General features: G+C 67.0%; 18 protein-coding genes and 1 pseudogene. 6 read left to right on the top strand and 13 right to left on the bottom strand.

What is annotated here, in order from left to right:
* Nucleotide 1: 1 nt before the first annotated feature.
* The 5 genes from ACFHNC_RS01750 to ACFHNC_RS01730 form a co-directional block, all read right to left on the bottom strand.
* On the bottom strand, nt 2–985 hold the full coding sequence (locus ACFHNC_RS01750; RefSeq protein ID WP_437167477.1) for a glycosyltransferase family 2 protein: 984 nt from the start codon (nt 983–985) through the stop codon (nt 2–4).
* Nucleotides 982–1,995 carry a polysaccharide deacetylase family protein gene (locus ACFHNC_RS01745; RefSeq protein WP_437167476.1) on the bottom strand — a complete coding sequence of 338 codons (1,014 nt, stop codon included), beginning with the start codon at nt 1,993–1,995 and terminating at the stop codon, nt 982–984. The genes ACFHNC_RS01750 and ACFHNC_RS01745 overlap by 4 nt, the downstream gene beginning before the upstream one ends.
* 419 nt (nt 1,996–2,414) lie before the next feature.
* Complete coding sequence (locus ACFHNC_RS01740; RefSeq protein ID WP_437167475.1) at nt 2,415–3,629, bottom strand: glycosyltransferase; 1,215 nt, start codon at nt 3,627–3,629, stop codon at nt 2,415–2,417.
* A complete protein-coding gene (locus ACFHNC_RS01735) occupies nt 3,626–4,807 on the bottom strand; it encodes a glycosyltransferase family 4 protein (protein ID WP_437167474.1) in 1,182 nt (393 codons plus the stop codon). Before ACFHNC_RS01735 ends, ACFHNC_RS01740 begins: the two co-directional genes overlap by 4 nt.
* Nucleotides 4,804–5,832, bottom strand: coding sequence for a GNAT family N-acetyltransferase (locus ACFHNC_RS01730; protein ID WP_437167473.1), 1,029 nt, complete (start codon nt 5,830–5,832; stop codon nt 4,804–4,806). Before ACFHNC_RS01730 ends, ACFHNC_RS01735 begins: the two co-directional genes overlap by 4 nt.
* 775 nt (nt 5,833–6,607) lie before the next feature.
* Between ACFHNC_RS01730 and ACFHNC_RS01725 the strand changes: the two genes are divergently transcribed.
* From ACFHNC_RS01725 to ACFHNC_RS01715, 3 genes are all read left to right on the top strand, one after another.
* A complete protein-coding gene (locus ACFHNC_RS01725) occupies nt 6,608–7,516 on the top strand; it encodes a glycosyltransferase (protein ID WP_437167472.1) in 909 nt (302 codons plus the stop codon).
* 21 nt (nt 7,517–7,537) lie between these two features.
* Nucleotides 7,538–8,506 (top strand): hypothetical protein, encoded by a 969-nt coding sequence (locus ACFHNC_RS01720; protein ID WP_437167471.1) that lies wholly within the window; start codon nt 7,538–7,540, stop codon nt 8,504–8,506.
* A 130-nt stretch (nt 8,507–8,636) separates the two neighbouring features.
* Nucleotides 8,637–9,374: a YdcF family protein gene (locus ACFHNC_RS01715; protein WP_437167470.1), complete on the top strand. Its 738-nt coding sequence runs from the start codon at nt 8,637–8,639 to the stop codon at nt 9,372–9,374.
* A 142-nt stretch (nt 9,375–9,516) separates the two neighbouring features.
* Here ACFHNC_RS01715 and ACFHNC_RS01710 read toward each other — a convergent pair whose 3' ends face one another.
* A complete protein-coding gene (locus ACFHNC_RS01710) occupies nt 9,517–10,575 on the bottom strand; it encodes a GNAT family N-acetyltransferase (RefSeq protein WP_437167469.1) in 1,059 nt (352 codons plus the stop codon).
* A 1,015-nt stretch (nt 10,576–11,590) separates the two neighbouring features.
* Nucleotides 11,591–16,210, bottom strand: a complete 4,620-nt coding sequence (locus tag ACFHNC_RS01705) for a beta strand repeat-containing protein (RefSeq protein WP_437167468.1) — start codon at nt 16,208–16,210, stop codon at nt 11,591–11,593.
* Nucleotides 16,211–17,290: 1,080 nt separating this feature from the next.
* Here ACFHNC_RS01705 and ACFHNC_RS01700 point away from each other — a divergent pair.
* Nucleotides 17,291–17,809: a helix-turn-helix domain-containing protein gene (locus ACFHNC_RS01700; protein ID WP_437167467.1), complete on the top strand. Its 519-nt coding sequence runs from the start codon at nt 17,291–17,293 to the stop codon at nt 17,807–17,809.
* Between the two features lie 41 nt (nt 17,810–17,850).
* Here the strand turns inward: ACFHNC_RS01700 and ACFHNC_RS01695 are convergent, their stop codons facing one another.
* The 6 genes and pseudogenes from ACFHNC_RS01695 to ACFHNC_RS01670 all read right to left on the bottom strand — a co-directional run bounded on the left by ACFHNC_RS01695 (nt 17,851) and on the right by ACFHNC_RS01670 (nt 23,949).
* Nucleotides 17,851–20,646: a response regulator gene (locus ACFHNC_RS01695; RefSeq protein ID WP_437167466.1), complete on the bottom strand. Its 2,796-nt coding sequence runs from the start codon at nt 20,644–20,646 to the stop codon at nt 17,851–17,853.
* A gap of 213 nt (nt 20,647–20,859) precedes the next feature.
* The gene (locus ACFHNC_RS01690; protein WP_437167689.1) at nt 20,860–21,366 is read right to left on the bottom strand and encodes an NAD-dependent epimerase/dehydratase family protein; all 507 of its coding nucleotides are present in this window, start codon (nt 21,364–21,366) and stop codon (nt 20,860–20,862) included.
* Nucleotides 21,255–21,890: pseudogene (locus ACFHNC_RS01685) on the bottom strand (NAD-dependent epimerase/dehydratase family protein). Before ACFHNC_RS01685 ends, ACFHNC_RS01690 begins: the two are co-directional and overlap by 112 nt.
* A gap of 4 nt (nt 21,891–21,894) precedes the next feature.
* Nucleotides 21,895–22,470 (bottom strand): glycosyltransferase family protein, encoded by a 576-nt coding sequence (locus ACFHNC_RS01680; protein ID WP_437167688.1) that lies wholly within the window; start codon nt 22,468–22,470, stop codon nt 21,895–21,897.
* Nucleotides 22,471–22,695: 225 nt separating this feature from the next.
* Nucleotides 22,696–23,259: a glycosyltransferase family protein gene (locus ACFHNC_RS01675; RefSeq protein ID WP_437167465.1), complete on the bottom strand. Its 564-nt coding sequence runs from the start codon at nt 23,257–23,259 to the stop codon at nt 22,696–22,698.
* A gap of 189 nt (nt 23,260–23,448) precedes the next feature.
* Nucleotides 23,449–23,949 carry a zinc-binding dehydrogenase gene (locus ACFHNC_RS01670; protein ID WP_437167464.1) on the bottom strand — a complete coding sequence of 167 codons (501 nt, stop codon included), beginning with the start codon at nt 23,947–23,949 and terminating at the stop codon, nt 23,449–23,451.
* A gap of 459 nt (nt 23,950–24,408) precedes the next feature.
* Here ACFHNC_RS01670 and ACFHNC_RS01665 point away from each other — a divergent pair, with 459 nt between their 5' ends.
* Nucleotides 24,409–25,320: an endonuclease/exonuclease/phosphatase family protein gene (locus ACFHNC_RS01665; protein ID WP_437167463.1), complete on the top strand. Its 912-nt coding sequence runs from the start codon at nt 24,409–24,411 to the stop codon at nt 25,318–25,320.
* Between the two features lie 97 nt (nt 25,321–25,417).
* Nucleotides 25,418–26,941: a phospholipase D family protein gene (locus tag ACFHNC_RS01660; RefSeq protein ID WP_437167462.1), complete on the top strand. Its 1,524-nt coding sequence runs from the start codon at nt 25,418–25,420 to the stop codon at nt 26,939–26,941.
* Nucleotides 26,942–26,946: the final 5 nt, after the last annotated feature.

Below are 26,946 nucleotides of genomic sequence, written 5' to 3'. Positions count from 1 at the left end.
GTTACGCGCCGGGCCGGCTGCGGAGCGCAGACTGCGCCGTGGCAAGCGCCGTCCGGGCCAGCCAGCCGATCGATGGGCGCACCGCCAAGGCTTCACGCGCGTAGATGGCCGCCGTCATGTGGTCTCCGGCGCTGGCAGCTTCATGCGATATTTTCTGCAACGTAAATGCTTTATGTTGACGCGCGTAATATCGTATCTCGGGCCTGACTGCCGATAGGATTGCGCGGTCGAGCAGCTTTAACTGGGACAACCGCTTCTCGACCGTTGTCATGATCGTGGACATGTTGGCACCCTTTGACGGGATCGGTACGTGGTGCTGGGATACATTGAAGGGGGCGTAGCGAATGACCACAGCGCGGTCGATCGCGCGAAGATAAAAATCGCGGTCGCATTCGTAACGCAGGCCTTCATCCAGACCGCCGAGCTCAAGGAAGAATTCGCGCCGGATGACCAGCGTATTGAGGTGGCAGAAGCCATGCGCCCGCAGGAGTTGGGCGGGTTGTACGGCAATGGTCCCGGCCGCATCCGGCGCGGGCAGATCGGGCACCTTTTTCAACAGATCCTCGATCCAGACCGGGCCAGGCAGCACAACGCCCTCCCGCATCGCCACCTGGTCCGCCAGGTACAGGTCAACGGGGTCGTTGAACCGCACGGCCTGCTCGACACGCTGCAAATGCCCGGCGTCTGTCCACACGTCGTCATCGTCCAGGAAGCACAGATACGCACCCCGCCCGAGCCGCCCGCCGGTGTTAAGGGCGTAGCTCTGGCCGTGCCCCCGGGGTTGCCGCATCAGATGGTGTAGCCGGACGGGGCTGCTTGCCACGCTGTCCATGATGGCACCGTAGGCAGCCTCATGCTCCGCATCCGAACCATCATTGATGACAATGACTTCCAGTTCCACGCCCTGCTGCATCAGCACGGAATCGAGAGCCTGCTGGAACAGCGCAGGTCGATTGCGGGTCGGGATGACGACTGTGAACATCATGCAGCTGGGTCCGCCATCTGGTCCTGCGCCAACAGGGCATCCGCCACGCCCGACACTGTACCGGGACGCCCGCCAAGACTGTCCATGAAGAACTGGCAATAGCCAGCCAGGTAATCCAGGAATTCCTGCTTCTCGACTTCGTTCCGCACGTAAGGGGAGCCACCGGGCATCAATGTCGAGCTGTGGTAGGTCAGCATGAACAGCCGCCTGCCTTCATCGACTGCGGATCGGGTTTGCCGCATGAGATCTGGCAGACGGTGGCCTTCGGGCGTGAGCCGTAGCCGCTCCAGCAAGCCGGTGCGCGCCATGACTCCGGGCAGGCGCAACCGGCGGCCCAGGCTGGAATCAAGCAATGGGAACATTCCCGGCCCGGCCTTTGACAACATGCCCGCAAAGTGGACCGACAGAGGCAACTCGAGCAGTGTTGGCGATGTCAGGAAGGGATGGTCACCGTATCTGGCGAAGTCAGGCCCGCCGCTGCTTTCGAACGTGGTGTGGGGCACAACGCTGCAATCAACCTGATAACCCAGATCAACCAGGATTTCCGCCGTATTGGGTCCAATGCCATAGCGCCCGGCCTTGTAGATGGTGGGCGGGGCGCCGAACCTATCGGTAATTACGTCGGTCAGGACCTTCAGCTTCGCCCGCTCCAGAGCTTCTGGAAGATTTCCAGGAAAGGAGTTTGCACCCTGCACCGGCCCCTCATGTGGCGGGGTGACCCAGGGGTGAAGGTGCGCGCCGATGGAGCACCGGCCCTCGCGGGCGAAATCCCGAAGAACCTCTGCCTCGGCCGAAACCGCGACGGGGTAGGTAATGCAGTAGGTCGGCTTCAGACCATGCGCGTCAAAAATGGCCTGGGCATGCGTCTGCGCGAGGATGTTGCGCACGCTGGTGGCAGCCGGATCAAATGGCTTGTTCCAGTCGAATTCCTCTTCCGTATCCACCACCACCAAAAGGGTCGGCTGCCAGGATCGCGGCGCAGGCAGCGGCCGACGCACCGGAAAAGTCATTTGTGGACCAAACGGGATTTGGGTCTAGACAATTACAATCTCCTTACCTGCCATTCCGGGAAAGATACGATCGGTTCGCTGCTATCAGACTACATTTTCGCAGAATTTATGCGGCCCGCGACACCGTCGGAGGTGTCTGGTGGCTCGATCTTATCACGTATTGGGCAGCAGCGGCCTCAACTGCCGTGAGATCCGTATGCTCGTCTGGTTTCGCCGTGCCTGTTCAACAAATTGACGAAGTTTGTCACTCTGGTCGAGCGCCATCTCGCCGCCCGGGTCGCGCGCTTTCGACGCCGTCTTGCTCCAAGGGGCTCAGGGCTTCCGGGGGCCATTGGCATAGTCGGCACCACCGGCTTCCAGCAGGCGGCCGGGTGGGCAGGTCCGCATCCCGACGATCTCTTCCCGCGGCGCATCGCCTGTCAGCCCTCGATCAGCCCGGCATAGGTCTGGAACATCATCTCCTCGCCGAAATCCAGCACGGCGCGGGAACGGTTGGCGGCGCCGATGTTGCGCCGCCGCGCCGGTTCTTCCAGCAGCGTCGCCAGCGCGATGGCGAAATCGGCATCGTCGCGCGGCGTGACGAATGGGCGGTTCTGCGTCGCCACCATCGCCGCGACATCGCCGACATCGGTGGCGGCCACGGCCAGCCCGGTGCTCATCGCCTCCAGCACCGAGAAGGGCATCTGCTCCGTGTCGGAGGTCAGGGCGAAGACGTCGAAGGACCGGTATGCGGCGGCCGGGTCGGGCACGTGGCCGGCGAAGGTCACCCGTGACTCCAGCCCGAGGGACGCCGTCAGCGCCTGCAGCCGGGCCCGGTCCGGGCCGTCGCCGATGATCGCCAGGTGGAAGGCGGTGCGGCGGCGTGCCAGCAGGGCACAGGCGCGCAGCAGCCGGTCCAGCGCCTTTTCTGGCCGCAGCGCCGCCACCGTGCCAATCAGCGGCACGGCCTGCCCATCGCCGCCCCGGCCCGGCACCGGGCAGGCCACCGGCCCATCCGGCCGGAAGCGGTTGAGGTCCAGCCCGTTCGGGATGTAGCGCAGCTGCGCCTCCGGCAGCCGCCATTCCTGCTGGGCCAGCCGCAGCAGGGTCAGCGAAGGCAACACCACCTTGCTGCCGCGCAGCGCCCAGCGCCGGGCCAGGACGCGGCGGCGGAACTGACGCTCCGCCTCCTCCGGCCCGAAACCGTCCTCGATATGGATGTGGCGCAGCCCGGGCACGGCGTGGCGGGCGATGGCCCAGTCCATGCTGCCCCAATTGCCGGTCACCAGCACATCCGGCCGCAGCCGCCGCAGCAGCGCCTGGATGTCCCACAGCTTGCGCGCCAGCCCGACCGCGCCGGTGCCGCGACTGGCCGGTGGGTCGAGCAGGGTGAAGGGCACCTGAGGCCCGATCCGCGCGGCGCAGGCGCCGTTGCCGTCCAGCGGTACCACCACATGGCGCCAGCGCGCCCGGAAGCGATTGGCGAGCGCGGCGTAGCGCACCTGCGCGCCGCCCACGGCGAAGCTCGGGAAGACATGCATCACCAGCGGCGTGCGCGCGCGGCCGGATTGCTCATCCAGATTGGCCTGGCCGCGCGCCGTGGCATCCGCGACCTGATCGGTCAGCCTGGCTTGGGTGAAGGCAGGTACCGTCATGCCAGTGACCCCCGGGTGATCTCGCCGGTGGCATTGGGCCGCCGCAGCGCCGCGCGCTCGGCCTCCGCGATGGCCACCACGCGACGGGCGTTGCCGGCCCAGGTCAGGTCACGCGACAGGATCTGCGCCCGCGCCGCCTCACCCAGCCGCTGCCGCAGCGTCGCATCCTGTGCCAGGCGGGAAACGGCGCCCCAGAAGCCGCCGGGCTCCGCCGGGTCGAACAGCAGCGCCGTCTCGCCGTCCTGCAGCACTTCCCGCAGGTTGGGCTGGTCGGGCGCGACGATGGCGCGGGCGGCGGCCATGTATTCGAAAACCTTGAGCGGCGAGGCATAGGGCACCGCGGCCGGCTGCAGGGCGATATCGAAGCCCGCGACCAGGGCGGGCACAGCGTCGCGCGCCGCGAGGCCGGTGAAACGCACGCGATCGGCGATGCCGAGTTCCGCCGCCAGCCTCTCGAGGCCCGGCCGGGCCGGGCCATCGCCCACCACCACCAGCGACAGCGGGCGGTCGCCGCGCCAGGCGGCGATGCCGTGCAGCGCCTTGTCCAGCCCGTGCCAATCCCGCACGAAGCCGACGAAGCCGAGCACCAGCGAATCGCGCGACTGCCGCAGTGTGGGCTCAGGGAAATCGGCCAGATCGATGCCGTTCGGCACCACGGTGATACGGCCGGGCGGCACGCCGGCATCGGCGACGCGTCCGGCAAGCACTTCCGTCACCGGCAGCACGCGTTGCGCGCCACGCCAGGCGAAGCGCTCGATCCAGGCCGACAGGCGCGGCAGACCCAGGCCGCCGAAGCGCGCCCGTTCCTCCGCCAGCGGCGCATTCACCTCCAGCAGCAGCGGCACGCCGCGGGCCCGCGCCACGATGCGGCCGGCCACATGATACAGGTTGGCGCGTTCATAGATCACGTCCGGCTTGAAGGCCGCTGCCGCGCGGTACAGCCGCCAGGTGGCGGGAACCGCATAGGCAATTTCCGCCAGGGCCTGCGCCCCGGCCGGCAGCAGGCGGCGCAGCCGGGCGAGGCCAGCACTTTCGCCGCCCAACTCGGCCTTGTCGTAGCCGGCGGGGCCGGTGACCTGCACCGCATGGCCGGCTGCGCGGAGTGCGGCGACCATGGCGTCCAGGTGCACGCCTTGCCCGTCGCGGGATCGGATGCGGTGGCTGTAGAGGATCCTCATCGGCCGATCCATCCCGCGATCTGCCGGCGCGCCATGGCCAGCAGCCCGAGCGGATGGCCGGGATGCGCCAGCACCAGGCCCATCCGCTGCCGCCGCGCCGCCACCCATAGGCTTTTGTATGCGTCGTCGCCGCGCCCGAAATCTAGATGCTGCACGGCTTCCTCCTCGATCAGATGGCGGATCATCATGGCGGTCAGTGCGGTGCCGGGGGATGCGGCGCGGCTGGCCTCCACATGCGCGAGCTTCAGCAGCCAGGCGTGGCCGCCGGAGACCAGCCAGTACTGCGCCGCGACGGCCTTGCCCGCGGTATCGCGCAGCAGGGCGAGGCGCAGCGCGCCGACGGCCGCGGCGCCGCGCATCAGGGCGGGGTCGAAGGCGGGGAAGGGCTCGGCCGGCTTCCAGCTTCCGGCGTGCACGTCCAGGTAGCCGGTGATTCCGGCTTCCAGCGCCGGGCCGGGCTCGCGCAGCATCTCGAAGCGGAAATCACGCCTGGCGCGGTCCAGCTTGCGGCGGACGGTGGTGCGCAGCGCGGGCGGGCGGGCGGCCATGTAGCCTGGCCAACCGGCGCCGGGCGCCAGCGCCTCGTGCCAATTGCCGAAGTGCCGGTAGCGCTGCACGGTGATGCCGGCATCGCCCAGGCCCTGCAGCCAATCCTCCAGCCCGGGCGCATCCTCGGCCAGCGCCTCGAACCGGGCGGGGGCGCGAAAGCGCAGCGCAGCGCCGAGGCTGGCCCCGCATGCCAAGAGCGCGGCGGCGCCGGAGGGCTGCGCGGGCAGTGGCCGCCAGGCGAGGCTGTAGGGCGTTGTGAGGCTGCGAAGCCCGCCGTGCGAGCCGCGCTGCAGCGGCAGCAGCGCAACATCCTCGGCGCAGCGACCGAGCAGTGGCATGGCGCCGGGCGGCAGGGCGTGCGCGAGCGTCGTGTCGTACCACAGGCGGGTGGCGAAGATGTCGCCGGCGCCGACCGGGGCGAGGAAGCGGTCGCACCAATCCGGCAGCCGCCCATCCGTTACGGGATGCAGCCGCAACGGCGAGACTTTACATCTGCGGACTGAACGATCCGCACGCATGGCACGCCTCCCGGACCTAGGCAGGTCGCAAGTCGATGTCTTGGTCAACTTCAAGTCGCGGCACCGCCGGAGGCGCAGCGACGGTGCCGTAGGTGGAAGTGCATGCCTTCGTCCTCGATTGACGACGGCCGCACCAGCGGGGGCCCAGGAACGGGCCCAACCAGCGATGGCCGTCAAACACAGGTGCAAAGTCTTACATTGCAAACGCCTTGCCACAGATATTTTCCAAGACCGCCAGGGTTTTAGCCGCGCACCCAGCCGCCGCGCCCGCAATCCGTAAAGAACTCCGACAGCCTCGACAGCAAACGACTCAGGATCAAACGCGTCTCTATTTTGGCTCTTAACCCTCCCACCCGCGGGCTTCACTCACGTCGAGACGCTTCTCTGCGAGCGTGTGTCTCAGATCATGCGCGAGGACCCGTTGGATGCGACGCAGCCCAATCTGCTACGTCAGGCGTGGAGTATAGACAGAACGAAGGTGTCGTCGCTCCGCAGAAGGCTGTTATACAGAGATGTGAGGCGGAGGTTTTCGCGTGCATGACAACGGCCCGAAGGCCGCGTCAAACCGCGAAAACTGGCGCAGCTCAGATCTCAAATTACCGTTATCCGGACGCCAACGAGGCGGTATCGGCTATGGCAACCTCTATGCACGGTGACAGCCCGGTCCATTGCTGACGCCACCACTCGCGGGGCCATGGTCCGGCGAGATTACCTCATCGCAGGAGCACTGCAGATGCCGCCCGCCGTTTCCGTCGCCGTCTTTGCCTACAATGAGTCGGCGGTGATCAACCAATGCCTGGACGCGCTGGCCGCCTGCGCGCGGGAAGCATCCTTGACCGTGCATGTCCTGATGAATGGCTGCACCGACGACACCGAGGAGCGAGTACGGGCCTATAAGCCCGTCGGCTTCACGCTGGTACCCGTCGTGATCCGTCGCGGCGACAAGGCCAACGCCTGGAACGTCTACACACATGAGGTTGCGCCGCGTGATGCGGTGCTGCATGTCTTCACGGATGGCGACATGATCGTGGCGCCCGGGTCGATCGCCGGCTTGCTGGAACGCTTCGATGCCGTGCCGCAGGCCAATGGCTGTGCCGGCCTGCCGGTGAGTGGCCGTAGCCGCAACGCCTTTCGCGACAAGCTGCTCCGCGGTCATGAGATGGCTGGCAACCTCTACGCCCTGCGAGGCACCTTCCTGAACAGGGTCCGGGATCGAAATATTCGCCTGCCCTTCGGCATCTTCGGCGAGGACGGGCTGGTGACGATGCTCGTCAAGCATGATCTTGATACCCGAAGCCCGCGGAATGATGAACGCGTCACGGCGACCAAGCAGGGTGGTTTTGCTTTTCAGCAGCTTTCACCCTGGCGTCTCCGTGACTGGCGCATCTACCGCAACCGGAAGATGCGCTACGCCGTGCGGCGCCAGCAGGCGCACATGCTGTATCCCTTGCTGTTCGCACAGGGGACCGGCGCGATGCCCAAGCATGTGGTCGATCTTTATCGTGCTCATCACGATGCGATGAATCGCCGCTGGCGCGGCGTCGACACCTATTTCGATTGGGTAGCGCGCAGACGCATCCTTCGGGACGTTGCCGCGCATGACGAGGTGCGGGAGGAAGAGCGAGCACATCTGTATAGTTGATTCCCGACCGGAGCCTCGCTCTTGATCGACCGCGCCGCATCAGGTTTCCTTCTCACGCTGCTGGCCGCCCTCGTCCTGGCGCCACCCCCTTCCACCAAGGCAGCAGAGGTGCGCCCATCCCATCGCGTGCTGCGGGTCGGCGAAGGCGAACCCTTCGCGCTACCGAGTGCCGCCGCAGCGGCTGCGCAGGATGGCGACCGCGTACTCATCGCCCCTGGCCGCTACCGCGACTGCGCCGTCTGGCGCACGCCGCGCGTGACGATCGAGGCGTTGCCCGGCGGAGCGGTCGAACTTTACGGGCCCGTTTGTGCCGGCAAGGCCCTTCTGGTCGCCAGCGCGCCAGGCCTTGTGGTGGTGGGGCTGACCTTCCGGGGCGCCCGGTCGGTTGACGGCAACGGTGCCGGCATCCGCGCCGAGGGCGGCGACCTGACGGTGCGCAACAGCCGCTTCATCGACAACGAAAATGGAATACTGACCCATAGCGATACAACTGCGCGCCTGGTGGTGGAGGACAGCGACTTCCTCGGCAATGGCGCATTGCGCGACGGCCACGACTGCGCGCACGGCCTATACGCCGGACGATGGGCGCTGGTAACCATACGTCGTACACAGTTCCGGGACACGCGCGTCTGTCACCATGTGAAGTCGCGCGCGCTGCGCACGGAGATTATTGACAGCCTTATCTCGGATGGTCGTGAGAGCAACGCCAGCTATCTGATCGACATTCCGAATGGGGGCGACCTCCTGCTCCGCGGTACCGGCCTCATCAAAGGTCGCCCAAGCGGCAACCCGATCGGCGCGGTCATCATCGGCGCCGAGCGGCTCAGCAATCCAACCAGGAGCCTGGTGATCGAGCACAACAGCTTCGAGAACCGCATGTCGCGAGCCACCACTTTCGTCGTCAACCGAACGCAGGTGCCGGCCCTGCTGGAAAGCAACCATCTGGTCGGCTTCGCGCGACCGCTGCTTGGCCGCGGCCAGGTTCGCTGAGGCGGGCACTGGCAGAGGGTGGCTTCCGGCATCTGGTGAAACGGCTCGCCTGCCTCGACGGTCCACAGCTTGGAGATCGGTGCACCATCTGACAGGATACGCCCTGTCCTGTCGTTGTTCCTCGAGGACCATGTCCCTGCAGTCCTTCCTGACGGATGTCGCACTGCCGCCGCTGTTGCTGGCCATTCTTGCTGTACTGGGCGGCATACTGGCCTTGCGCCATCGGCGCGCGGGCGCAGCGATGGCCAGCCTCGGTGCGCTGGGGGTGCTCGCATTGGCGACTCCGCTGGCTGTGGCCCTGCTGCGCGGCCCACTTGAGGCGGCGGGGGAGGCCGGACCGCTCCCATTGCGGATGCCGACCGCCATCATCGTGCTGGGTGGAGACGCCGCACGCGGCCGCGACGGGCTGGAGGTGGGACCCTTGACCCTCGAGCGACTGCGAGCGGGAGCAGCCCTGCACCGGCGCACCGCTCTGCCGATCCTGTTGACGGCGGGGCCGCTGGCAGCGGGGGAGCCTGCACTGGCCCTCATCATGCAGCGCAGCCTCGAGGAGGATTTCGGCGTGTCGGCGCGCTGGGTGGAGACACGCGCCTCGGATACCCGCGGCAATGCGCAATTCTCGAGCGCAGTGCTGCGGGCGGATGGCGTCCAAGTGGCCTATCTGGTCACCCACGGGTGGCATATGCCGCGATCCCGCAGATCCTTCGCTCGCGCGGACTTTCCTGTTGTACCCGAACCCGTCAACCTCGAATCCCCGTACCGGATCAGCCTGCGCAGCTGGATTCCCCGCCCGGATTATCTCGGCGAAAGCTGGTACATGATTCGGGAGTGGGTAGGCCGCGCGGTCTACGCGCTTCGGGACGGGTAGTGCGCCAGGCGCGCGCGTTGCAGGCCATCGCACGGCCTCAGCCTGATGCGCTTGCGCGTCATGCGCTGGAAGAGCCTGGCCTTGGAACCCGGTCAGCGGAGAAGCGCAAGGTCAGAAAAGGGGGATGGGAACGCGGAGCCGGTCAGCGAGCCGGGCGAATCGTGCGGTACGCCCGCAGCGCCAACCCAAGCAGGGATCGCCGCGGAACCAGCTCACCCCACCAGAGGGTCTCCTCCCGGTCCGAAAGGCTCCGCTTGTAGCGGTGGACGCCCGCCAGGAAGTCATAGCTTTCCGCACCCTGCTGAAGCGCCGCATCGATCGCCAGCGCATGGCAAGTCATTCCCGGTTTGGCGCGGGCCTCGGGTGGCGGGGCAAGGCCGCTCTGATAGGCGAGAATCCGGCCACTGTATTTGAAATTGTATAGATATCCCACGACCGCTTCGCCAGCGGTGATGCGCAGCAGATCCAGTTCCTTCCGCGCCAATGCTCTCAAGATGAGGGCGTGGTGGAAGCGCCGCGAGAAGCTCTGTGCGAAGGCCCCCACCTGGCCACGGCTTTGCCAGGTCGCCTGATGCAATACAATCAGTGCGTCCAGGAACTCAGCCGCCTCCGCCGATGTCTCTGCACAGCGCAGTTGAAGTGTCCCCTGCGTCGTCGTGTAGAAGCGCTCGGAACGGCGGATCTGCTGCCGCGTATTGGCGCTTCGGCCGGCCATCCAGGCGCCGCCCGAGCGGCGGATCGCCTCCAGATCCAGCACGGGCACGGGGCGGGACTGCAGGTGTACCGGGATGCCATCAGCGGCCTCGACCACCGCCGCCGGCACACCGCTCAGCCGCAGCCGTCGCATGCCTCTGACCGTCCAGGCAGCCTGCAACATAGCGCGCGCAACGTCCTGGCCGCCGGAGGCCAGTAGCGGTGCATTATGCTCGATGAACGGCGCATCAAGCGTGGGATCGCCGCTCTCGGCCAGGCTGAGACGCCCGCGCCTCAGATTGAACAAGGCCAGCCCCACGGTTCGCCCCCCCTGAGAGGCGCGCAGCAGCACAGGGTTCGAATAGCGCTCCTCTGCCAGGCACCCCATCCAGGCCCAACTCTGGAAAAACGAGGGCCTCGCCTCAAGCTCCAGCTCCTGCCATTCCCTGCCTAGGGCCTCGATACTTTCGACCCTGGATATATCCACATGCATTTGCAACTGCGTCATCCCAGGTCGATCGGGGGCGGTCCGAGGGCGCACGCATCTTGGAAGCGGCACAAGACCGGGGCGTCGCGGCTGAATCCACTCGGGCGGATCGCCCCGCGATGGCACAGGTAAATCCTTGCGAGACGAAGCGCTACCTGGGGTGCCCGGGTGCGGCAATGCGGCGGTGGGATCCGCAGGTTCGGCGGGGGTTCCGGCACACGCTCACAACGGTTTTGCCCAGCCGCATGCCGCAACCACCTCACAGCCCTGGTTGACCTTCCTGCAGGGTCGCGCGCCGAAGACCGTTGCGAAGCAACGCGACGATGGCAGGGTGGCTGCCGCGCAGTCGTCCAAATCCGCCACAACGCATCCCTTTTCCTCCTCCAGCCCAGGTGTAACTGGTGGCCGCCCGATTCATCGCATACTAACGGCTGAATCGGCTATCGAGCGTTCTGAATAGTTTGCGCATGTCGAATCCTTGTTGTGCTGCGACCTTTATCAGAACGAAATTCCGGGACGCGCCGCTGCGGAAGTGGCACGGGACAGCCGGAAGGCGCAGCGAAGGACGCAACGGTGCGCGAAGTGCGCATCGCCTGCCGGTGCCGCTGATGCGGCGGCTATTTCACTGGGCGGATGTGTGGTGGAGTGGTCGGACCTGCGACGCAGGGCTCAACCGAGCCCTCGTCCGACGGGAGCGCGATGCGTTCGCGCTCCCGTCCCGGAACAGCCGGGCACGGCACGAGACCGATTGCGGCCTGAAGTAGCGTAGGTAGAGGATGGCTGCGGTAGCGCAGCGCCTTCGGGGCGGCCTGGAGCGATGGCTGAAGGTCTTCCCTGCAGCCGAATTGGCCAGTCATCGACTTGAGGCGCGACGCGCCGGTGCCGCGCGACGCCGTGCGCTCTATTGCAGGCGGGCGGCCCGACGTTCACGGGCCGCGTTCCGGTTCAGTTTTCGGTCCTGCCGGGTTGGACGGCAGGACAAAGGGCCAACTCTCTCAGGGCCTATCGTTCCCTGTCGGCGTCACGCCACGATGGCTCAGCTCCAGATGAAGTCTGACTGACGCAGGTCGGAGGCAGACACGCCGTCCATGATGATGGTCATGTCGACCCTGCCATTGCCGTTGACGTCAACCAGAAGCTGGTCGGAGGCGTCCACGAACCTGGCCTCGGAATGTCCCTTTCCGCTGAAGGCCGCGTCGCCGCGGAACACGAAGGCCCCCTTCAGCATCCCCTCAAAGACGAGGTAGTCCGTCTTTGCGGCGAAATCAGTGATGCGGTCAATTTCACCGTTTCTGGAGTCGCTGATCGCGCTGAACACAAACCGATCGGCTCCGCCACCCCCCGTGAGCACGTCGGCCCCCGCGCCACCGATCAGGATGTCCGCGCCGCCCCCGCCGGTCAGCACGTCTTTTCCGCCTCCGCCTGCCAAGCGTGCGCCGGTGGAACCAAGCACGGTCACATGGTCGTCGAAGCGGCCGCCTGTGACGCTCTCGGTGTTGAGCACGGTCAGCTTGTTCGCCGCGTTGGAGAACAGGATCAGGCTGTCATTGCCGCCGCCCAGGTCGACCCGGCCGTTGTTCATCGCCGTGCCAAGTGTCACCTGATCGTCGGCCGTCCCACCGGTGATGCTCTCGGTGTTGAGCACCGTCAGCTTGTTGGCACCGCTGGAGGACAAGATCAGGCTGTCACTGCCGGCCCCCAGGTCGATGCGGCCATTGTTCATGGCCGCGCCCAGTGTCACCTGATCGTCGAACTTCCCGCCAATGATGCTCTCGGTGTTGAGCACCGTCAGCTTGTTCGGACCGCTGGAGGTCAGGATCAGGCGGTCATTGCCGGCGCCCAGGTCGATCCGGCCATCGCTGATCGCCGTGGCGAGCACCAGATGGTCGTCGAACCTGCCGCTGGTGATGGTCTCCGTATTCAGCACCGTCAGCCTGTTCGCCCCGCTGGAAGACAGCGTCAGGCTGTCATTGCCGGCACCCAGGTCGATCCGGCCGTTGGTGATCGCGGTATCGAGGATCACCTGATCGTCGAAATTCCCGCCGGTGATGGTTTCGGTGTTGAGCACCGTCAGCTTGTTCGGACCGCTGGAAGCCAGGGTCAGGCGGTCATTGCCGGCGCCCAGGTCGATCCGGCCATCGGTGATCGCCGTACCAAGCGTCAGTTCATCGGTGGACCTGCCGCCGGTGATGCTTTCGGTGTTGAGCACCGTCAGCCTGTTCACCCCGTTGGAGGACAGGATCAGGCTGTCATTGCCGGCGCCCAGGTCGACCCGGCCATTGGTGATCGGCGTGCCGAGCGTCACATGGTCCTCGAGTGCGCCGCCGATGATGGTTTCCGTCTGAAGCACCGTCAGCTTATTCGGACCGGTGGAGGACAGGGTCAGGCTGTCATTGCCATTACCCAGGTCGATTCGGCCGCTGGTTATCGTCGTGCCGAGCGTCACCGTGTCATTGAACCTGCCTCCGATGACGGTCTCGGTGTTGAGCACCGTCAGAGTGTTCGCGCCGCTGGAGGACAGGGTCAGGCGGTCATGACCCACACCAAGGTCGATCCGGCCGTTGGTGATCGCCGTGCCGAGCGTCACCTGATCGTCGAACTTGCCGCCGCTGATGTTCTCCGTGTTGTGCACCGTCAGCTTGTTGGCACCGTCAGAGAACAGGATCAGGCTGTCATTGCCGGCACCGAGGTCGATCCGGCCATTGTTCATCGCCGTGCCAAGTGTCACCTCGTCCGCGGATTCCCCACCGATGATGGTCTCGGTGTTGAGCACCGTTAGCTTGTTCGGACCGCTGTTGGACAACGTCAGAATGTCGTTGCCCGCGCCCAGGTCGATCCGGCCGTTGGTGGTCGCCGTGGCGAGCGTCACATGATCATTGAACTTGCCGCCGATGATGGTCTCGGTGTTGAGCACGGTCAGCTTGTTCGCCGCGTTGGAGAACAGGATCAGGCTGTCATTGCCGGCAGCCAGGTCGATCTGGCCATTGTTCATCGCCGTGCCAAGCGTCACCTGATCGTCGGATTTCCCACCGGTGATGCTCTCGGTGTTGAGCACCGTCAGCTTGTTCGGACCGCTGTCGGACAAAATCAGGCTGTCATTGCCGGCACCAAGGTCGATCCGGCCATTGGTGATCGCCGTTCCGAGCGTCACCTCGTCATTGAGCCTGTCACCGGTGATGGTCTCGGTGTTGAGCACCGTCAGCTTGTTCGGACCGCTGTCTGACAAAATCAGGCTGTCATTGCCGGCACCAAGGTCGATCCGCCCGTTGGTGATGGCCGTGGCGAGCGTCACCTGATCATCGAACTTGCCGCCGGTGATGTTCTCAGCATTGAGCACCGTCAGCTTGTTCGCGCCATTGGAAGACAGGGTCAGGCTGTCCTTGCCGGAACTCAGGTCGATGCGGCCGTTGGTGATCACCTGATTGAGGACCACCTTTTCAGCGAGCTCGTCGCCGATCTTGCCGGCGTCTGGAGCCGGCGGGACGCTTGGCTTGGAAGGAGCGTTTCCGGTGCCGGTGCCGTTGCCGGTGCCGGTGCCGGTGCCGTTGCCGGTGCCGGTGCCGTTGCCAATGTCGGTGCCGCTGCCGCTGCCGCTGCCGGTGCCGCTGCCGCTGCCGCTGCCGCTGCCGCTGCCGTTGCCGGTGCCGGTGCCGGTGCCGGTGCCGGTGCCGGTGCCGGTGCCGGCGTCATACAGTTCCGGGATTGTCACGGCATGGTTCGGTTGCTTCGCGTACGTCGCCTCCAGAACGAAAGGCGGGTTTTCCGCCAGCAGGGTCTTGTAGGCGTCGTACGCCTCCTCAGAGCCGGTCAGCTGATAAATGCCCGCCAGCGTCATCAGCGCCAGGCGCGCATAGTCGCCTTGGCTCCGATGCCAGCTGTCCGTGCCGTTCGACCAGTCGTTTGCAGCCGTGGCGGCGCCGATTTCGGCCCAGCTCGTGTAGAACGCCTTCCCATCACCGATCGCTATTCTATAGGCGGCGCCATCACGCAGCGCGAAGCCCTCCTCCGCCGACTGGAAGCGGCCGATCAGGAAGTTCATCTGCCACTCGAGGAAGGTCAGCGCGTCCTCGTTGCCGCGGCTCGCGGCAGCGATGGTGGTCGAGGCGATATAGTCCTGCTGCCAGGGCGACAGATCGATCCCCTTGCCACCCACGTTTGGAACCCAGCCATAGGACTCGCCCTGCATCGCGCTCCAGGCCGGTATCTGTTCAACCAGCCACTTCCAGTTCGCATCCGCGACACCTTGCAGATAAGCCTGCTCCGGGCTGCCATCCGGACTGGCCCAGGCGGCATTCTGGATCTCGCGAATGCTCCAGGCGACGCTCCGCGCCTGGTTCTGCGGCGCGATGAAAGCGCCATCCTCGGTACGGACCGCAGGCCAGGTCGAGACCACGTTGTAGGCGGCCTGGGCCTGCAGGTTGTCGAGGATCCAGCGCTCGCCGGTCAGCAGGTAGGGGACGTAGGAGAGGCTTGGCTGGTGCGCGCGGTCCGGTGTCCAGCCCGTGTCCGTCGGTACCTGCTGCGTCAGGCCTTTTGAGTTCTCATCGCCTACCGTGCCCGTGCCGCCGCGAGCGTCGGTCCAAAGCTTCGGGTAGTTGTCCGAGTTCAGCCATGTCTCGTTCTTGGCATCCCAATAATGCCAGGGAACGCTGCTGGCGGCTTCGGCCTGACCCAGGGCGTAACCGGCGGCGTGGGGATCACCTGACATCAGCCAGGCGGTATTTCCGGCAGTCGAGATACCGATGTCCGGGCGCCCACCGGCCAGGGGCATGTGCTGCGTGACGCCGTTGACCGCCAGTGGCGCGCCCCAGGACGCCTGCGACTGGGCCTCAGCCCAGCTGCTGATCAGGCTGTCGGCGACGGTGAAGCTGCTGTCGTAATGTGCGACAGCGCCCGTCTTGGCGAGATGTTCGACATCATGCCGGATGTTCAACCAGCCTTCGGAGGGGCTGCCCAATCCCTGCCCACCATCCGTGTCGTTGGAGGAGAAGCTGCGGTGCCAGTTCTGGTATTGGCCCTGGTCAACCTTCTCCACCGCCACCTTGGTGCCGTCCATGGTGACCGTCAGGTCGTACTGCACCCGGCCGCCGCTGGCGCCCATGGCCTTGTCATTATTGAACTGCGCCTCGACCGTCATGCCGCCGCCCTTGAAGGCGGTGACGTCGAAAATCATGCGCTGTGCGCCGGGCAGGTCGATCGACACGCGGGCCTGGGTCGCCAGCGGCCCGCTCTGCCAGAAGCTGGCGGAACCGTCGGCCAACGCGTCACGCAGCGCGTCCAGGACATCGACGCTGATGGCCGATCCGCCGGCGATCTTCATCTCGACGAGGAACGAGTGCTGGTTCAACGCGGCGTTCAGATTGACCGCAGTCGCGTCAGGCGCAGCGCGCCCGGCGACGAGGGTGACTTCCACCGATTCTCCGGCAGCGAGTGCCGGTCGCTGCACCGCCAGAACGGCCATTTTGACCGACCCGTCCTCATGCCGGGTCTTCACATTCATCTGGATCGGAAGGGAGACACCGCCGCTTTGGGCGGTCAGGGCCGAGCCGGACGGTATTTCTCCCCGAAGGAAGACCTGCCCAAAGGTGGCCACTCCCCCGATTAACGCGCCGTTGCCGGCGTTCTGGAGGACGATACCGTGGGTTGAATGAGACATGGGCTACTCCCTCGGCGCCGATACACCCGACGCATCCGCCACCGGAAGTTGCATCATATCTGCGCGAAGTTTAATGAAATTTATGTAGGATAACGTAAAACAAGTCTTAGCGTTAGGCGATGGGGCGGCTCACGGGGAGTTGAATGGCGGACAATGTAGAATCATGTGCGTAACCGTATCGATATCAAAACATATTTCTCCTCGGCTTGAGCGTTGCTGGCAGTCCTGTCTCTGTTCGCGATGAAACAGATTCGGTTACATTAACTGCCTTGGCCGCATTCTGACCGCGTTTGTGGCGAGGAGATGGCCGTACCCAGATCTCCTCGGAGTTTCACGGAGGCCGGAAGCTTCTTGCTGGCGCGAATCCGCTGTAGCGCCGACGCACCGCACCTAGCCGCGCCACGCGCTCGCATGGATGCGGCAGAAGAAAACTGCGGGCCGTGTGGCCGATGGCCGCGAGCACGCCGCCATCGGCCGGCGGTCAGGCCGCCACCACCTGTGCAGCACTCACTGAAGGCGCAACTCGATCGGCCGGCGCCATCGGCCGGAGCCATGGGGCTCAATATTGGCAGCGTGGCCACGCGCCGGCGACAGGAGTGCCCAGCCCGCCTGATTTTTCTGCAGAAGCGGCCGCCTTCACCGGGTGGATCGATACGGCACCGACGCCGACAGCTATCAAAGAACCGTGCGCAGCCAGTAATGCGCACGTGGGAAGCCGAAGATCACCGCTAGTTGAGTGCCTCGCAATCCAGCATGTGGCGTTACGTTCTGCGTGCAGCAGACGAGTCCAAACCGACCGCGCCGCGAAAGAACGAGACAATCCGCAGGCCTTGCATCGAATCTTGCTGATCGCACGCACCTGCCGCTGTTCTTTACGTGAGTATTTTCCGGTCCTGCCATGAGTAGGTAAACAGCTGTAGTCGGATGCAAGCGCGGGATCGCTGCTGGCTCTTCCGGATGACGGAGGGGCATCAGCAGGTGCGAACTGGCTTGCCAGGTGAGACATCTCGCGAATACGCCCAAGCGGCTCTGGCCGCCCTGTCACATGCGGCCCGCCGCATTGTCCGAGGACACAAAGAGATGCACGGCATGGCAAAGTCTTCACCCGCCGCTTCGCGCAACGTCGCCGTCGAAGGCCACCCCCAGGGCTTGTCCGATCTCGACACGGTCGCCACCGAGATGATGGTTGCCGCAACACCGGGCAACCGTTCCCCAACCTCCGCCGATGCCAGCGTCGGCGGCCGCATCAAGGAACTCCGGCGTGCCGCCGGCCGCACGCAGAAGGAGATCGCCGATATCGTCGGCGTAACCGGCGCGCAGTTCCACCGCTATGAGACGGGTGCCACCCGTATCGCGACGAGCCGTCTGCTCGGGATCGCCGCAGCGCTGGGCGTGCGGGCCGAGGCATTGGTCGGCACCGCCTCCCCGCGCGCAGAACCGATGGTGGATTTCTCCGAAGGCGCGACCGATGAGCTGGTCGAGCTGGTTCAGGTGTTTTCGACCATCAGCGATCCGCGCCGCCGCAGCGCCCTGATGGCTTTTGCCCGCGCCGTAGCCCGCGGCCAGCCGCTGCAATCAGCCGGTGGTTCGATCGAATAGCCGTCACCTGCGATTAGTTCGGAGGCAGGGCTCGGTGCAACTCAGCCCTGCGGCCCGAGCGCCGAAACCACTTTGCGTATCAGCTCCGGCAGCGACTTGGCGCCGATCTTCGCCATGATGGCGGCGCGATGGTTTTCCACCGTGCGCTGGTTCAACCGCAGTTCCGCTGCGATGATCTTGCTTGGCGAGCCGGCGATGACGTGATCCAGGATCTGGCGCTGGCGCAGCGTCAGCCGATCCAGCCGCGCCGTCACCTCCGCCCTCATCGCCGCCTCGCCCGCCGCATGTGCAATGCGCGCATTCGCGCTCGCAATGTTCCGCAGAAGATCGGAACGCACGATCGGCTTCTCGATGAAATTGATCGCGCCTGCCGTCATCGCGCGCACCGCCATGCGGACATCGCCATGGCCGGTCACCATGATGGCGGGCAAGCGCTGGGCGTGTGGGCGCAAGGCCGCGAGCAGCGCCACGCCATCCATACCGGGCATCACCGCATCCACCAGAACGCAGCCTCGGCGCCCCGGATGATCCGCCTGCAGAAAGGCTTCCGCAGTCGGAAAGCTCTCCACTGAAAATCCGTTGGCAGTCAGCCACTCCGCCGTGTCGCGCCTCAGCGTCGCGTCGTCATCCACAATGAAGACTTGGCCTCCCACTTCGGGCGCGGCCACGCCCTCCGCCTGCAGGCTGGCCGCCATCCCGGGCACCGGACGTGGCGTTTCCGCCTCGCCTTCATGCGTGCCGCTGGCTGGCGCAACCGCATCAGCGCGCGCCGGCTCCGTCGTCTCCACGCTCGCTGCGCGGCCCGCGAGAAGGCGCCGCACCCGGGACAGGAGGTCGTCGGCCCGGATCGGCTTCGGCGCATGCTCGACATCGAGCAGCCCGATCTCCTGCCGCGTCCGGGCGGAGGTATCGCCCGTCAGGATGATCGCCGCCGGCGGCGCGGCCAGCACTTGACGCAGCTGCAGCGTCAATTCGACGCCGTTGAAATTGCCCGGAAGGTTGTAGTCGGTGATGACGAGCGCGGGCGGATGTTCGACGGCGAGTGCGATGGCGCGCGACCCCTCGAAGGCGACCGACACGGCATAGCCCTGTTCCTGCAGCAGCATTCGCAACGCATCAGCCACCGCCTGGTCATCCTCGATCACCAGGATACGCGCAGCCTCGCGTGGTAGCGCCAGGTCCTGCGCCGGCAGCGCGCTCCCTTGCGCCAAGGGCAGGTCGATGTGGAAGCAGGACCCCGCATTCTCACGCGACCGGACGCCGATCGGGTGGCCGAGCAGATTGCAGAGGCGCCGCGCGATGGCGAGCCCGAGGCCAAGCCCCTGGCTGCGCGCCCGCGCTGTGTTGCTGATCTGGTGGCTTTCCTCGAAAACCGCCTGCATCTGCGCCTGCGGAATGCCGATGCCCGTGTCCCACACCTCGATCCGCAAATGCCCGCGGACCCTGCGGCACCCCAGCAGGATGCGTCCCTGCCGCGTGTATTTCAATGCATTGGAAAGAAGGTTGCGCAGGATCTGGCGCAGCAGTCGCGCATCGCTCAGCACCACCGCACCGCTCGGCACCAGGCGCCAGTCGAGGTCTGCGGCGCGCGCCGCATCCGCGAATTCCCGGTCGAGGCTGGCCAACAGCGCGCCTACGTGAACCGGCGCGATCTCCGCATGCACGCGCCCCGCCTCCATGCGGTTGATGTCCAGCAAAGCGTCCAGAATGCCGGACATGGCATCGATCGTCTCATCCAGCCGCCCAATCAGGCGCAACAGCGCAGGATCGGACGCCTTGGCCGCCAGCAGACCGTGCAGCATGCTCATGCTTTGCAGGGGTTGCCGCAGATCGTGGCTGGCCGCCGCCAGGAAACGCGACTTTTCACGATCTGCACGCTCGGCGACCGCCTTGGCCAATTCCAGCCGCCCGGCCAGGCGTGTCTGCTCGGTAAGGTCCTCGATGGTCAGCACGCTGCGTGGCGGGTCGGAGTTCAGGCGCCTGGCGACCACCCGCAGCAATTGGGTCTCCCCCTCCGCCTGGGTAACTTCCAGGATCGAATCCTCCGCCTCACCCGGCAGGCCGTTCGCGGAGGCCAGGAAGGCCTCCAGCCGTGGTGCCGCAAGAAGGGCCGCCTCCAGGCGCTCCGGCGTCATGCCCAGCACGGCGTGAAAGCCCGGATTCGCGGCCACGACCTGGCGCTGCGCATCCAGCACCGCAACCGGCAAGTGGATGGCCTGCAGCAGGTCTTCCGCCAGGCGCCGCCGGGCGCCCGCGGCCCAGGCCACCAGCGCGCCGCCAAGTGCCATTTGTGGAAGTTCCTGGTCGACCAGCCGGCGGTCGGGCCCCTGGTTCAGTTCGGCGGCATCGCGCAGCTGCGTCATCACCCAGCCACCACCGCGGCGCAGGGCTTGCAGCCCGCGCCCCGCACGCGCCGGGTCGTCCGAGAGCAGCACGGCGATGCCCTTCGCGCCTTCCGTCTCCGCCAGGCTCAACAGCAGCGCCTCCAGCTCGCCTTCAGGCGGCGCGGGCAGGGTGCGGAGCCGGCGCTTGCGCAGTTCCACGGACATCCCTTCCGGCACCAGCAGAACGGAATCCGCCAGCACCGGCGCGCCATCCGAAGCCAGCCCAACCGGCATGGCGACCCGGCCGGCGAGCGCCGCACGAAGGGTCTCGTCCGCCCCCTCCGGAGGTACAACCACCACCAGGGCCAGCCCCGACTGCCTCGGCATGTCGGTCAGCAGGGCCAGGCAGGCTCCCAGGCCTCCGCCGACCGCGTCGACGACCACCACCGCAATCGCCGGATCAGCGGGTTGCAGGCGCGCCGCATCGACATCGCCGCAACCGGCACCGGGCATTTAGGGATCCTGGGTTTTGGGATGAAGTTCATGCAACATAGAGCCGGCGTCCAAAATGCAAACCGGCCAAAATCGCCGCTCTTGTTCAAATAAATGAGCGGGTACCGCAGGATATGAAACGGCTGCTGCGATCTGCATCTTCGCGCAAGCGTCCAGAACGCTCCGCGCAAACATGGCAATGCCTGGGGAAAGCAGGTGCTGAGACATGCGTATTCATGCGACTGACTCGCAGCGGCAGCGTGCCTGGCGATGACGGAATCCCGCTCCCGCATCAGCTTCCGTCCTCTTCCGGTTGATGATCCCCGGCGCCGCTGCCCCGACATCGCGCGTGCGCAGCAGCTTCTCGGGTGGCGTCCGCGGGTGACGCTGGAACAGGGGCTGCGGCCCGCCATCGCGTGGTTTGCGTCCCAGGCGGACCCCGCTGCGACGGCCCGGGTGGTATCCTCCGCCCTTTGAAGCGGAAGGCAGGGGCGGGACCGAGGCAGCCTCGGGTCGCGTGCCCATCAGCGCCATCAGGCCGCGGATGAGGTCCGACACATAGCAGAAGGACCGCGTCTGGGTGCCGTCGCCATAGATGGTCAGCGCCCCACCGGTCAGCGCCTGGCAGATCAGGTTGGAGACGATGCGGCCATCATCGGCGCGCATGCGCGGTCCATAGGTGTTGAAGATACGCGCCACCCGGGCATCCGCACGGCCGTGCCGGAGATAGTCGAAGCACAGCGATTCGGCCGCGCGCTTGCCTTCGTCGTAGCAGGCCCGGGGCCGGTGATGCTGACATGGCCGCGGTAATCCTCCCGCTGAGGGTGCTGCTCGGGGTCGCCATAGACCTCGCTGGTTGAGGTCTGCAGGTAGCGTGCGCCGCAACACGCCGCGAGGGCGAGCAAATGCTGCGTGCCGACGACGTTGGTCAGCATCGTGTGCACCGGATCCGCCTAGTATTGCGGCGGAGACGCGGGGCAGGCCAGGTTGTAGACCTCGTCCACCAACAGGCTCTCCGGCAGCGGTTCGGAGACATCGTGGCGGATGAAGCTGAACTGAGGATTCTGCAGGGCGGCCAGGTTCGCTTCCACCCCGGTCTGCAGATTGTCCGGGCCAATGACATGATACCCCTGGGCAAGCAGCGCGGCGCAGAGGTGGGAGCCGAGGAAGCCGGCGCCGCCCACCACCAGAACCCGCTTTTGCCTGCCTGGCGCCGGCCCGCCACCCTCATCCTGCCGCCAGCGCGTTGCGTTTGCCCTCTGCATCCGCTCATCCCCCTGCCGCGACGGATTGCGGCGCCACGGCCTGCTGCAGGGCCGCTACCAGCTCGCGGGCGCGGGCGAGCCCGGTATGCCGCTGGCGCACGATGTCGCGCGCCCGACGCGCCATCGCCTGGTGCGGGATGTCGCTCGGTGATTCCAGCAGCGCCACCACATCCTCCGTCGCCCGGGCGATGGCGACGCCACCAGGCAGTAGCGCCTCCAGCCCGTCCCACGCATCGCTGATGATGGGCGTGCCGATGGCCGCAGCCTCGAACAGCCGCACGCTGGGGGACCAGCCGGCGGCGATCATGTCGGCGCGCGTCACGTTCAGCGTGAAGCGCTGCGCGCTGTAGAAATCCGGATGCTCAACCGGCGGCAGATGCGCGATGCGCGCCACATCGGCTGGCCAGGCAATATCCTGCGGATATTGCGGACCGGCCACCACGAAGCGGCGATGCAGTAGGCGCCGCGCCGGCCCAGCAGCAGGCGATCGAGCGTCGGCTGGCGGTCCGGACTGTAGGTGCCGAGGTAGCCGGGGTCCCAGCGTGGCGTGGCTGCCGGTGTTCCGGTACTGCTCCGGCACCACCGAGCAGAACAAGGGCTCCGTCCGCCGGGCGCGGTAGCGCTACTTCAGGTGCTCCAGCGTCGGCCCGACGGTGAATGAGTAGTAGGTGGCCAGCTCCGGGATTTGCCGCGGTGCGATGTAGTCCTGCTAGCCCCGCGCCAGCCGCGCCAGGGTCACCGGCGTATCGATGTCGTAGAAGCTGACACGGCCGGGCGCGATGGCCAGCACCGCATCGAGCGATCTTCATGCCGCCAGCTCCGTTCCCGCCATGCCGAGGCGTCGCAGGATGTCCATCAGCTCCGCGACGCGGTGACGGCAGGTGTGCCGCGCCTGAATCGTCTCCAGCCCGGCGGTGGCCAGGGCCCGGGCGCAGTCGCGGTCATTCAGGACCTGGCGGAGCCGCGCCTGCATCTGTGCGCCGTCGCGCGCCTGAAGATAGTCCATGCCGGCGCGGAACAGCCCCTCCGCATCCTCCCACGGCGCACAGATCAGCGGAATGCCGCAGGCCAGCGCCTCGAACACGCGGATGGTGGCGATGCCGGGTAGCGCTTCCACATAGGGGCGGCGCGGGATGTGCAGCGTCGCGCGATGCCGCGCGAAGACGGATGGCACGGCCGCATTGGCGATCCAGCCCCGATAGTCGAGCCCGGCATCGCGCAGCGCCGCCAGCGCTGCCTCCGGGTAGCGTACGCCATGCACCGCCGGATCGGCGAAGCCGATGATCTCCGCCGCATCCGCCGCCGCGATGGCCTCCATCCGGTGCCGACCGATCCAGCCGGTGCCGAGAAATCCCAGCCTCGGCCTCATAGCTCTACCAGCGCCTTCATGAACCCATCCGGCCGGTCCCGCGTCATGTCCAGCGCATCGCCCAGGGCCGAAAGCGGGAAGGCGGTGGGTGTAGAGCGGGGACGGGTCCAGCCGGCCGCTGGCCACCGCCTCCACCGCCTCCCGCATCCCGCATCCCGCATCCCGCGCAGATATTTGGCCGGGTCGCGTTCATGCGCGTTCACCACATCCAGCCCGCGCCAGTTCCACAACCGCAGATTGACCTGGCGCGGCCCCGTCCTGGTGATAGCCCGCGATCACCAGCCGCCCCCGCACCCGCGTCAGTTCCGCCGCCAGGTCCAGCGGCCATTCCTTGCCCACCGCCTCGATCACGCGGTGGCAGAATTCGCCGCCGGTCAGCGCCTTCACCTGCTCGATGATCGCCCAATGATCCTCCACGGGGATCAGCTCAACCGCACCCATGCGCCGTGCCACTTCGAGCGAGTTGCGGCGGCGGGAGATAGCGATGACATGGGCGCCAGCGTCGCTTGCCAGCCGCGTCAGAATGGCGCCGAAAATGCCGATGCCGATGATGGCGACATGCTGCCCGGCCAGGCTGTCCGGCAGCCGCACAGCCTGGCTTGCGGGACCCGTGTCGAAGGCGGCGTAGCTGCGCTGGAACATGGTGGCGACGCGGTCGCCCACGGCCAGGCCCTGCACCTCCGCGCCCATGGCATCAATGACGCCCTAGGCCTCATGCCCCAGCGCACCGGCATCGGTCGGGAAGCGCATCCGGTCGCCCCCCCAGGGCGTGAGGTTGGAGGCGCAGACACCGCATCCCTCGATCCGCACCCGAACCTCGGCCATCCCTGGATCGACCGGTTGAACCTGGACTAGTTCGACGCGGCCCGGAGCGGTCAAGACGGCGGCTGAGGCAGGTGGCAAGTGTGGCTCCTCGGATGTCGCAATCCGGACCTTCGCGCGGCTGCGCGCGTCTCAGGCGCCGCGGAAACGGGGCCGAGCCGCGAAAGTTGCAACGCGATGTTCACCGATCTCGACCCAGGATGTTCAGTTGGCCAGCCCGATCGCATCTTGGAAGCGGCGGCTGCAGCCACTATTTCAACTATGTCCTCATTTCCCCCTCGGGCCGCCGGAGCGTCCCGCCATTTGGAATCCGGCCTCGACAATCGCATGACGAAATCTGAACACGCCGACGGCCTGGACTCCGGGACCGCGACCCCGCGCCTCAAGGTTTCGGCCCGCCTGCGCCGTACCAGCGCCGCGGTGCAGGGGCTTCTGGTGGAGCTGCGGCGCCCTGCGCGGCTCGCACCGCTGCCGGTGGCACCGCCGCGGCTGCAGCCAGGCAGCCTGCGCGTGGCGTCCTACAACATCCATAAATGCGTCGGCACTGATCGCCGCTTCGACCCGGCCCGCACCGCCGCCGTCATCGCCGAACTCGGCGCCGACCTGGTCGCGGTGCAGGAGGCGGATCGCCGCTTCGGCCGCCGTGTCGGCCTGATGGACGCCGCGATGCTGGAGCGCGAGACGGGGCTGGCGCCGCTGCCGGTCTCCGACCTGCCGGATGGCCATGGCTGGCACGGCAACGCCATCCTGGTGCGCCCCGGCACGCCCGCCCGCATCCGCCGCCTGGCCCTGCCGGGCGCGGAACCGCGGGGGGCCTTGGTGGCGGAGCTGGATCTGCCCAGCGGGCGGATGCGCGTCGTCGCCGCGCATCTCGGCCTGCTGCGCCGCTGCCGCGCCCGCCAGGCCGCGGCCATCCTGCACGCCCTGGCCGAGGATGTGGAAGGGGAGGCTCCGCTGCCCACCCTGCTGCTCGGCGACCTCAATGAATGGCGGCCCGGCGCCAAATCCTCCCTGCGCGCCTTCGAGCCGTTCTTCGGCCCCCTGGCGCATGGCCCGGCCAGCTTCCCGACCCGCCTGCCGGTGCTGGCGCTGGATCGCATCCTGGGCTGGCCGCGCGGCGTGGTCAGCGATGTGGCGGTGCATGACAGCGCTCTGGCGCGAATTGCCTCGGACCACCTGCCCCTGACCGCCGCCGTGCGGCTGGGCGATGTGGCCGGGCTGGTGCGCGAGGCCGCCTGAGAGCCTGCGTCGTTGCAACCGCAACGCTGCTGCCCCGTTCGCTTGAGGCTGGCACCGCGCATCGCCAGATCACCCGGGCAGGCGGATGAGGAGCGGCATGCGACAGATTTCGGCGATCCTGCCGGCCCAGCCCGCCCCGCCGGCACCCTCTCTCACGGCCACGCCAGGGACGGCGCTGGATGAGGCGGTCAGGCGGGTGCTCGGCGGGCTGGGCCATGCCACCAGCGGCGCCGCCCTGGTGCCGGAAGGGCTGGACGCCTTCGCCATCCGTGTCGCCACCGCGCGCGCCGCCGGCCGCAGCCTCGATCTGCAATACTACATGTGGCACGGCGATGTGACGGGCAGGCTGCTGGCCGGGGAGGTCCTGGCTGCCGCCGACCGTGGCGTCCGGGTTCGCCTGCTGCTGGATGATGCCTATGCGCTGGGGCGGGAACGCGTGCTCTCGGCGCTGGATTCCCACCCCGCCATCGCGGTGAAGCTGTTCAACGGCACCCGCTGGCGGGTGTTCGGCCGGGCCGGCTTCCTGCTGGAGATGCTGTTCGGCGGTTGGCACCTGAACCGGCGCATGCACAACAAGGCCTGGATCGCCGATGGCAAGGTGGCGATCGCCGGCGGCCGTAACCTGGGCGACGAATACTTCGGCGCCAAGGCGGATGAGTTCAATTTCCGCGACCTGGACCTGGTGCTGGCCGGGGAGGCCGCCGCCGGCACCAACCGGGTGTTCGAACGCTACTGGCGCAGCAGCCTGGCCCGCCCCGCCGCCCTGGTCTGCCCGCCCAGCGACAAGCGTGGCCTGCCGGCGCTGCGCCTGGCGCTGGCGGAGGCCGCGGCGGCACCGGAGGCGACGCGCTACCTCCAGCATCTGGGCGCCTTCAATGGCGTCGAAGCCCCGTTGGCGCGCGGCCTGGTGGCGCTCGCGCCCGGCGCCGTGCAGGTGGTGGCGGACCCGCCGGAAAAGGCGCGCCGCGGCCTGGCCGCGCGCCGCCTGGCGCGCGCCGCGGGCGGTATCGCGCCCGAGATCGCCGATGCGCTGCGCAAGGCGAAGCGGGAGGCGATGCTGATTTCGCCCTATTTCGTGCCCGGCGAGGCCGGCCTGGCCCTGCTGCTGGAACTCGTGGAGCGCGGGGTGCGGGTTTCCGTGGTGACGAACTCGCTCGCCGCCACCGATGTCGTCGCCGTGCATGGCGGATATGCCAAGTACCGGGAGCCGCTGCTCCGCGCCGGTGTACCGATTTTCGAGCTGAAGCCGAGCGGGGAGGATGAGGATACCTCGGTCTTCGGCTCCCGCGGCGCCAGCCTGCACACCAAGGCCTTCGTGGTGGATGAGGGGCCGGTCTTCGTCGGCTCCTTCAACCTCGACCCGCGCTCCGCCGCGCTAAACACGGAAATGGGCGCCTTCGTCGACCACCCGACGCTGGCCCGCGAATTGCGCGCGGAGCATGACCGGCTGGCCGACCCCGCGCGAAGCTGGCGGCTGGGTCTTGAGGACGGGCGGCTAACCTGGACCGGAACCGGTCCGGATGGGCGGCCGCGGACGCTGCGGCGGGAACCGGACGCCTCGCTGCGCCGCCGCATGTTGGCGCGGGTGCTGCGCTGGCTGCCGATTGAATCGCAGCTATGAGCATT

This window comes from Falsiroseomonas sp. E2-1-a4 (genome assembly GCF_051433165.1).
Classification (GTDB): domain Bacteria; phylum Pseudomonadota; class Alphaproteobacteria; order Acetobacterales; family Acetobacteraceae; genus Falsiroseomonas.
The sequence above is the reverse complement of the archived record's forward strand: the minus strand, read 5'-3'. Positions and strand labels throughout refer to the sequence as shown.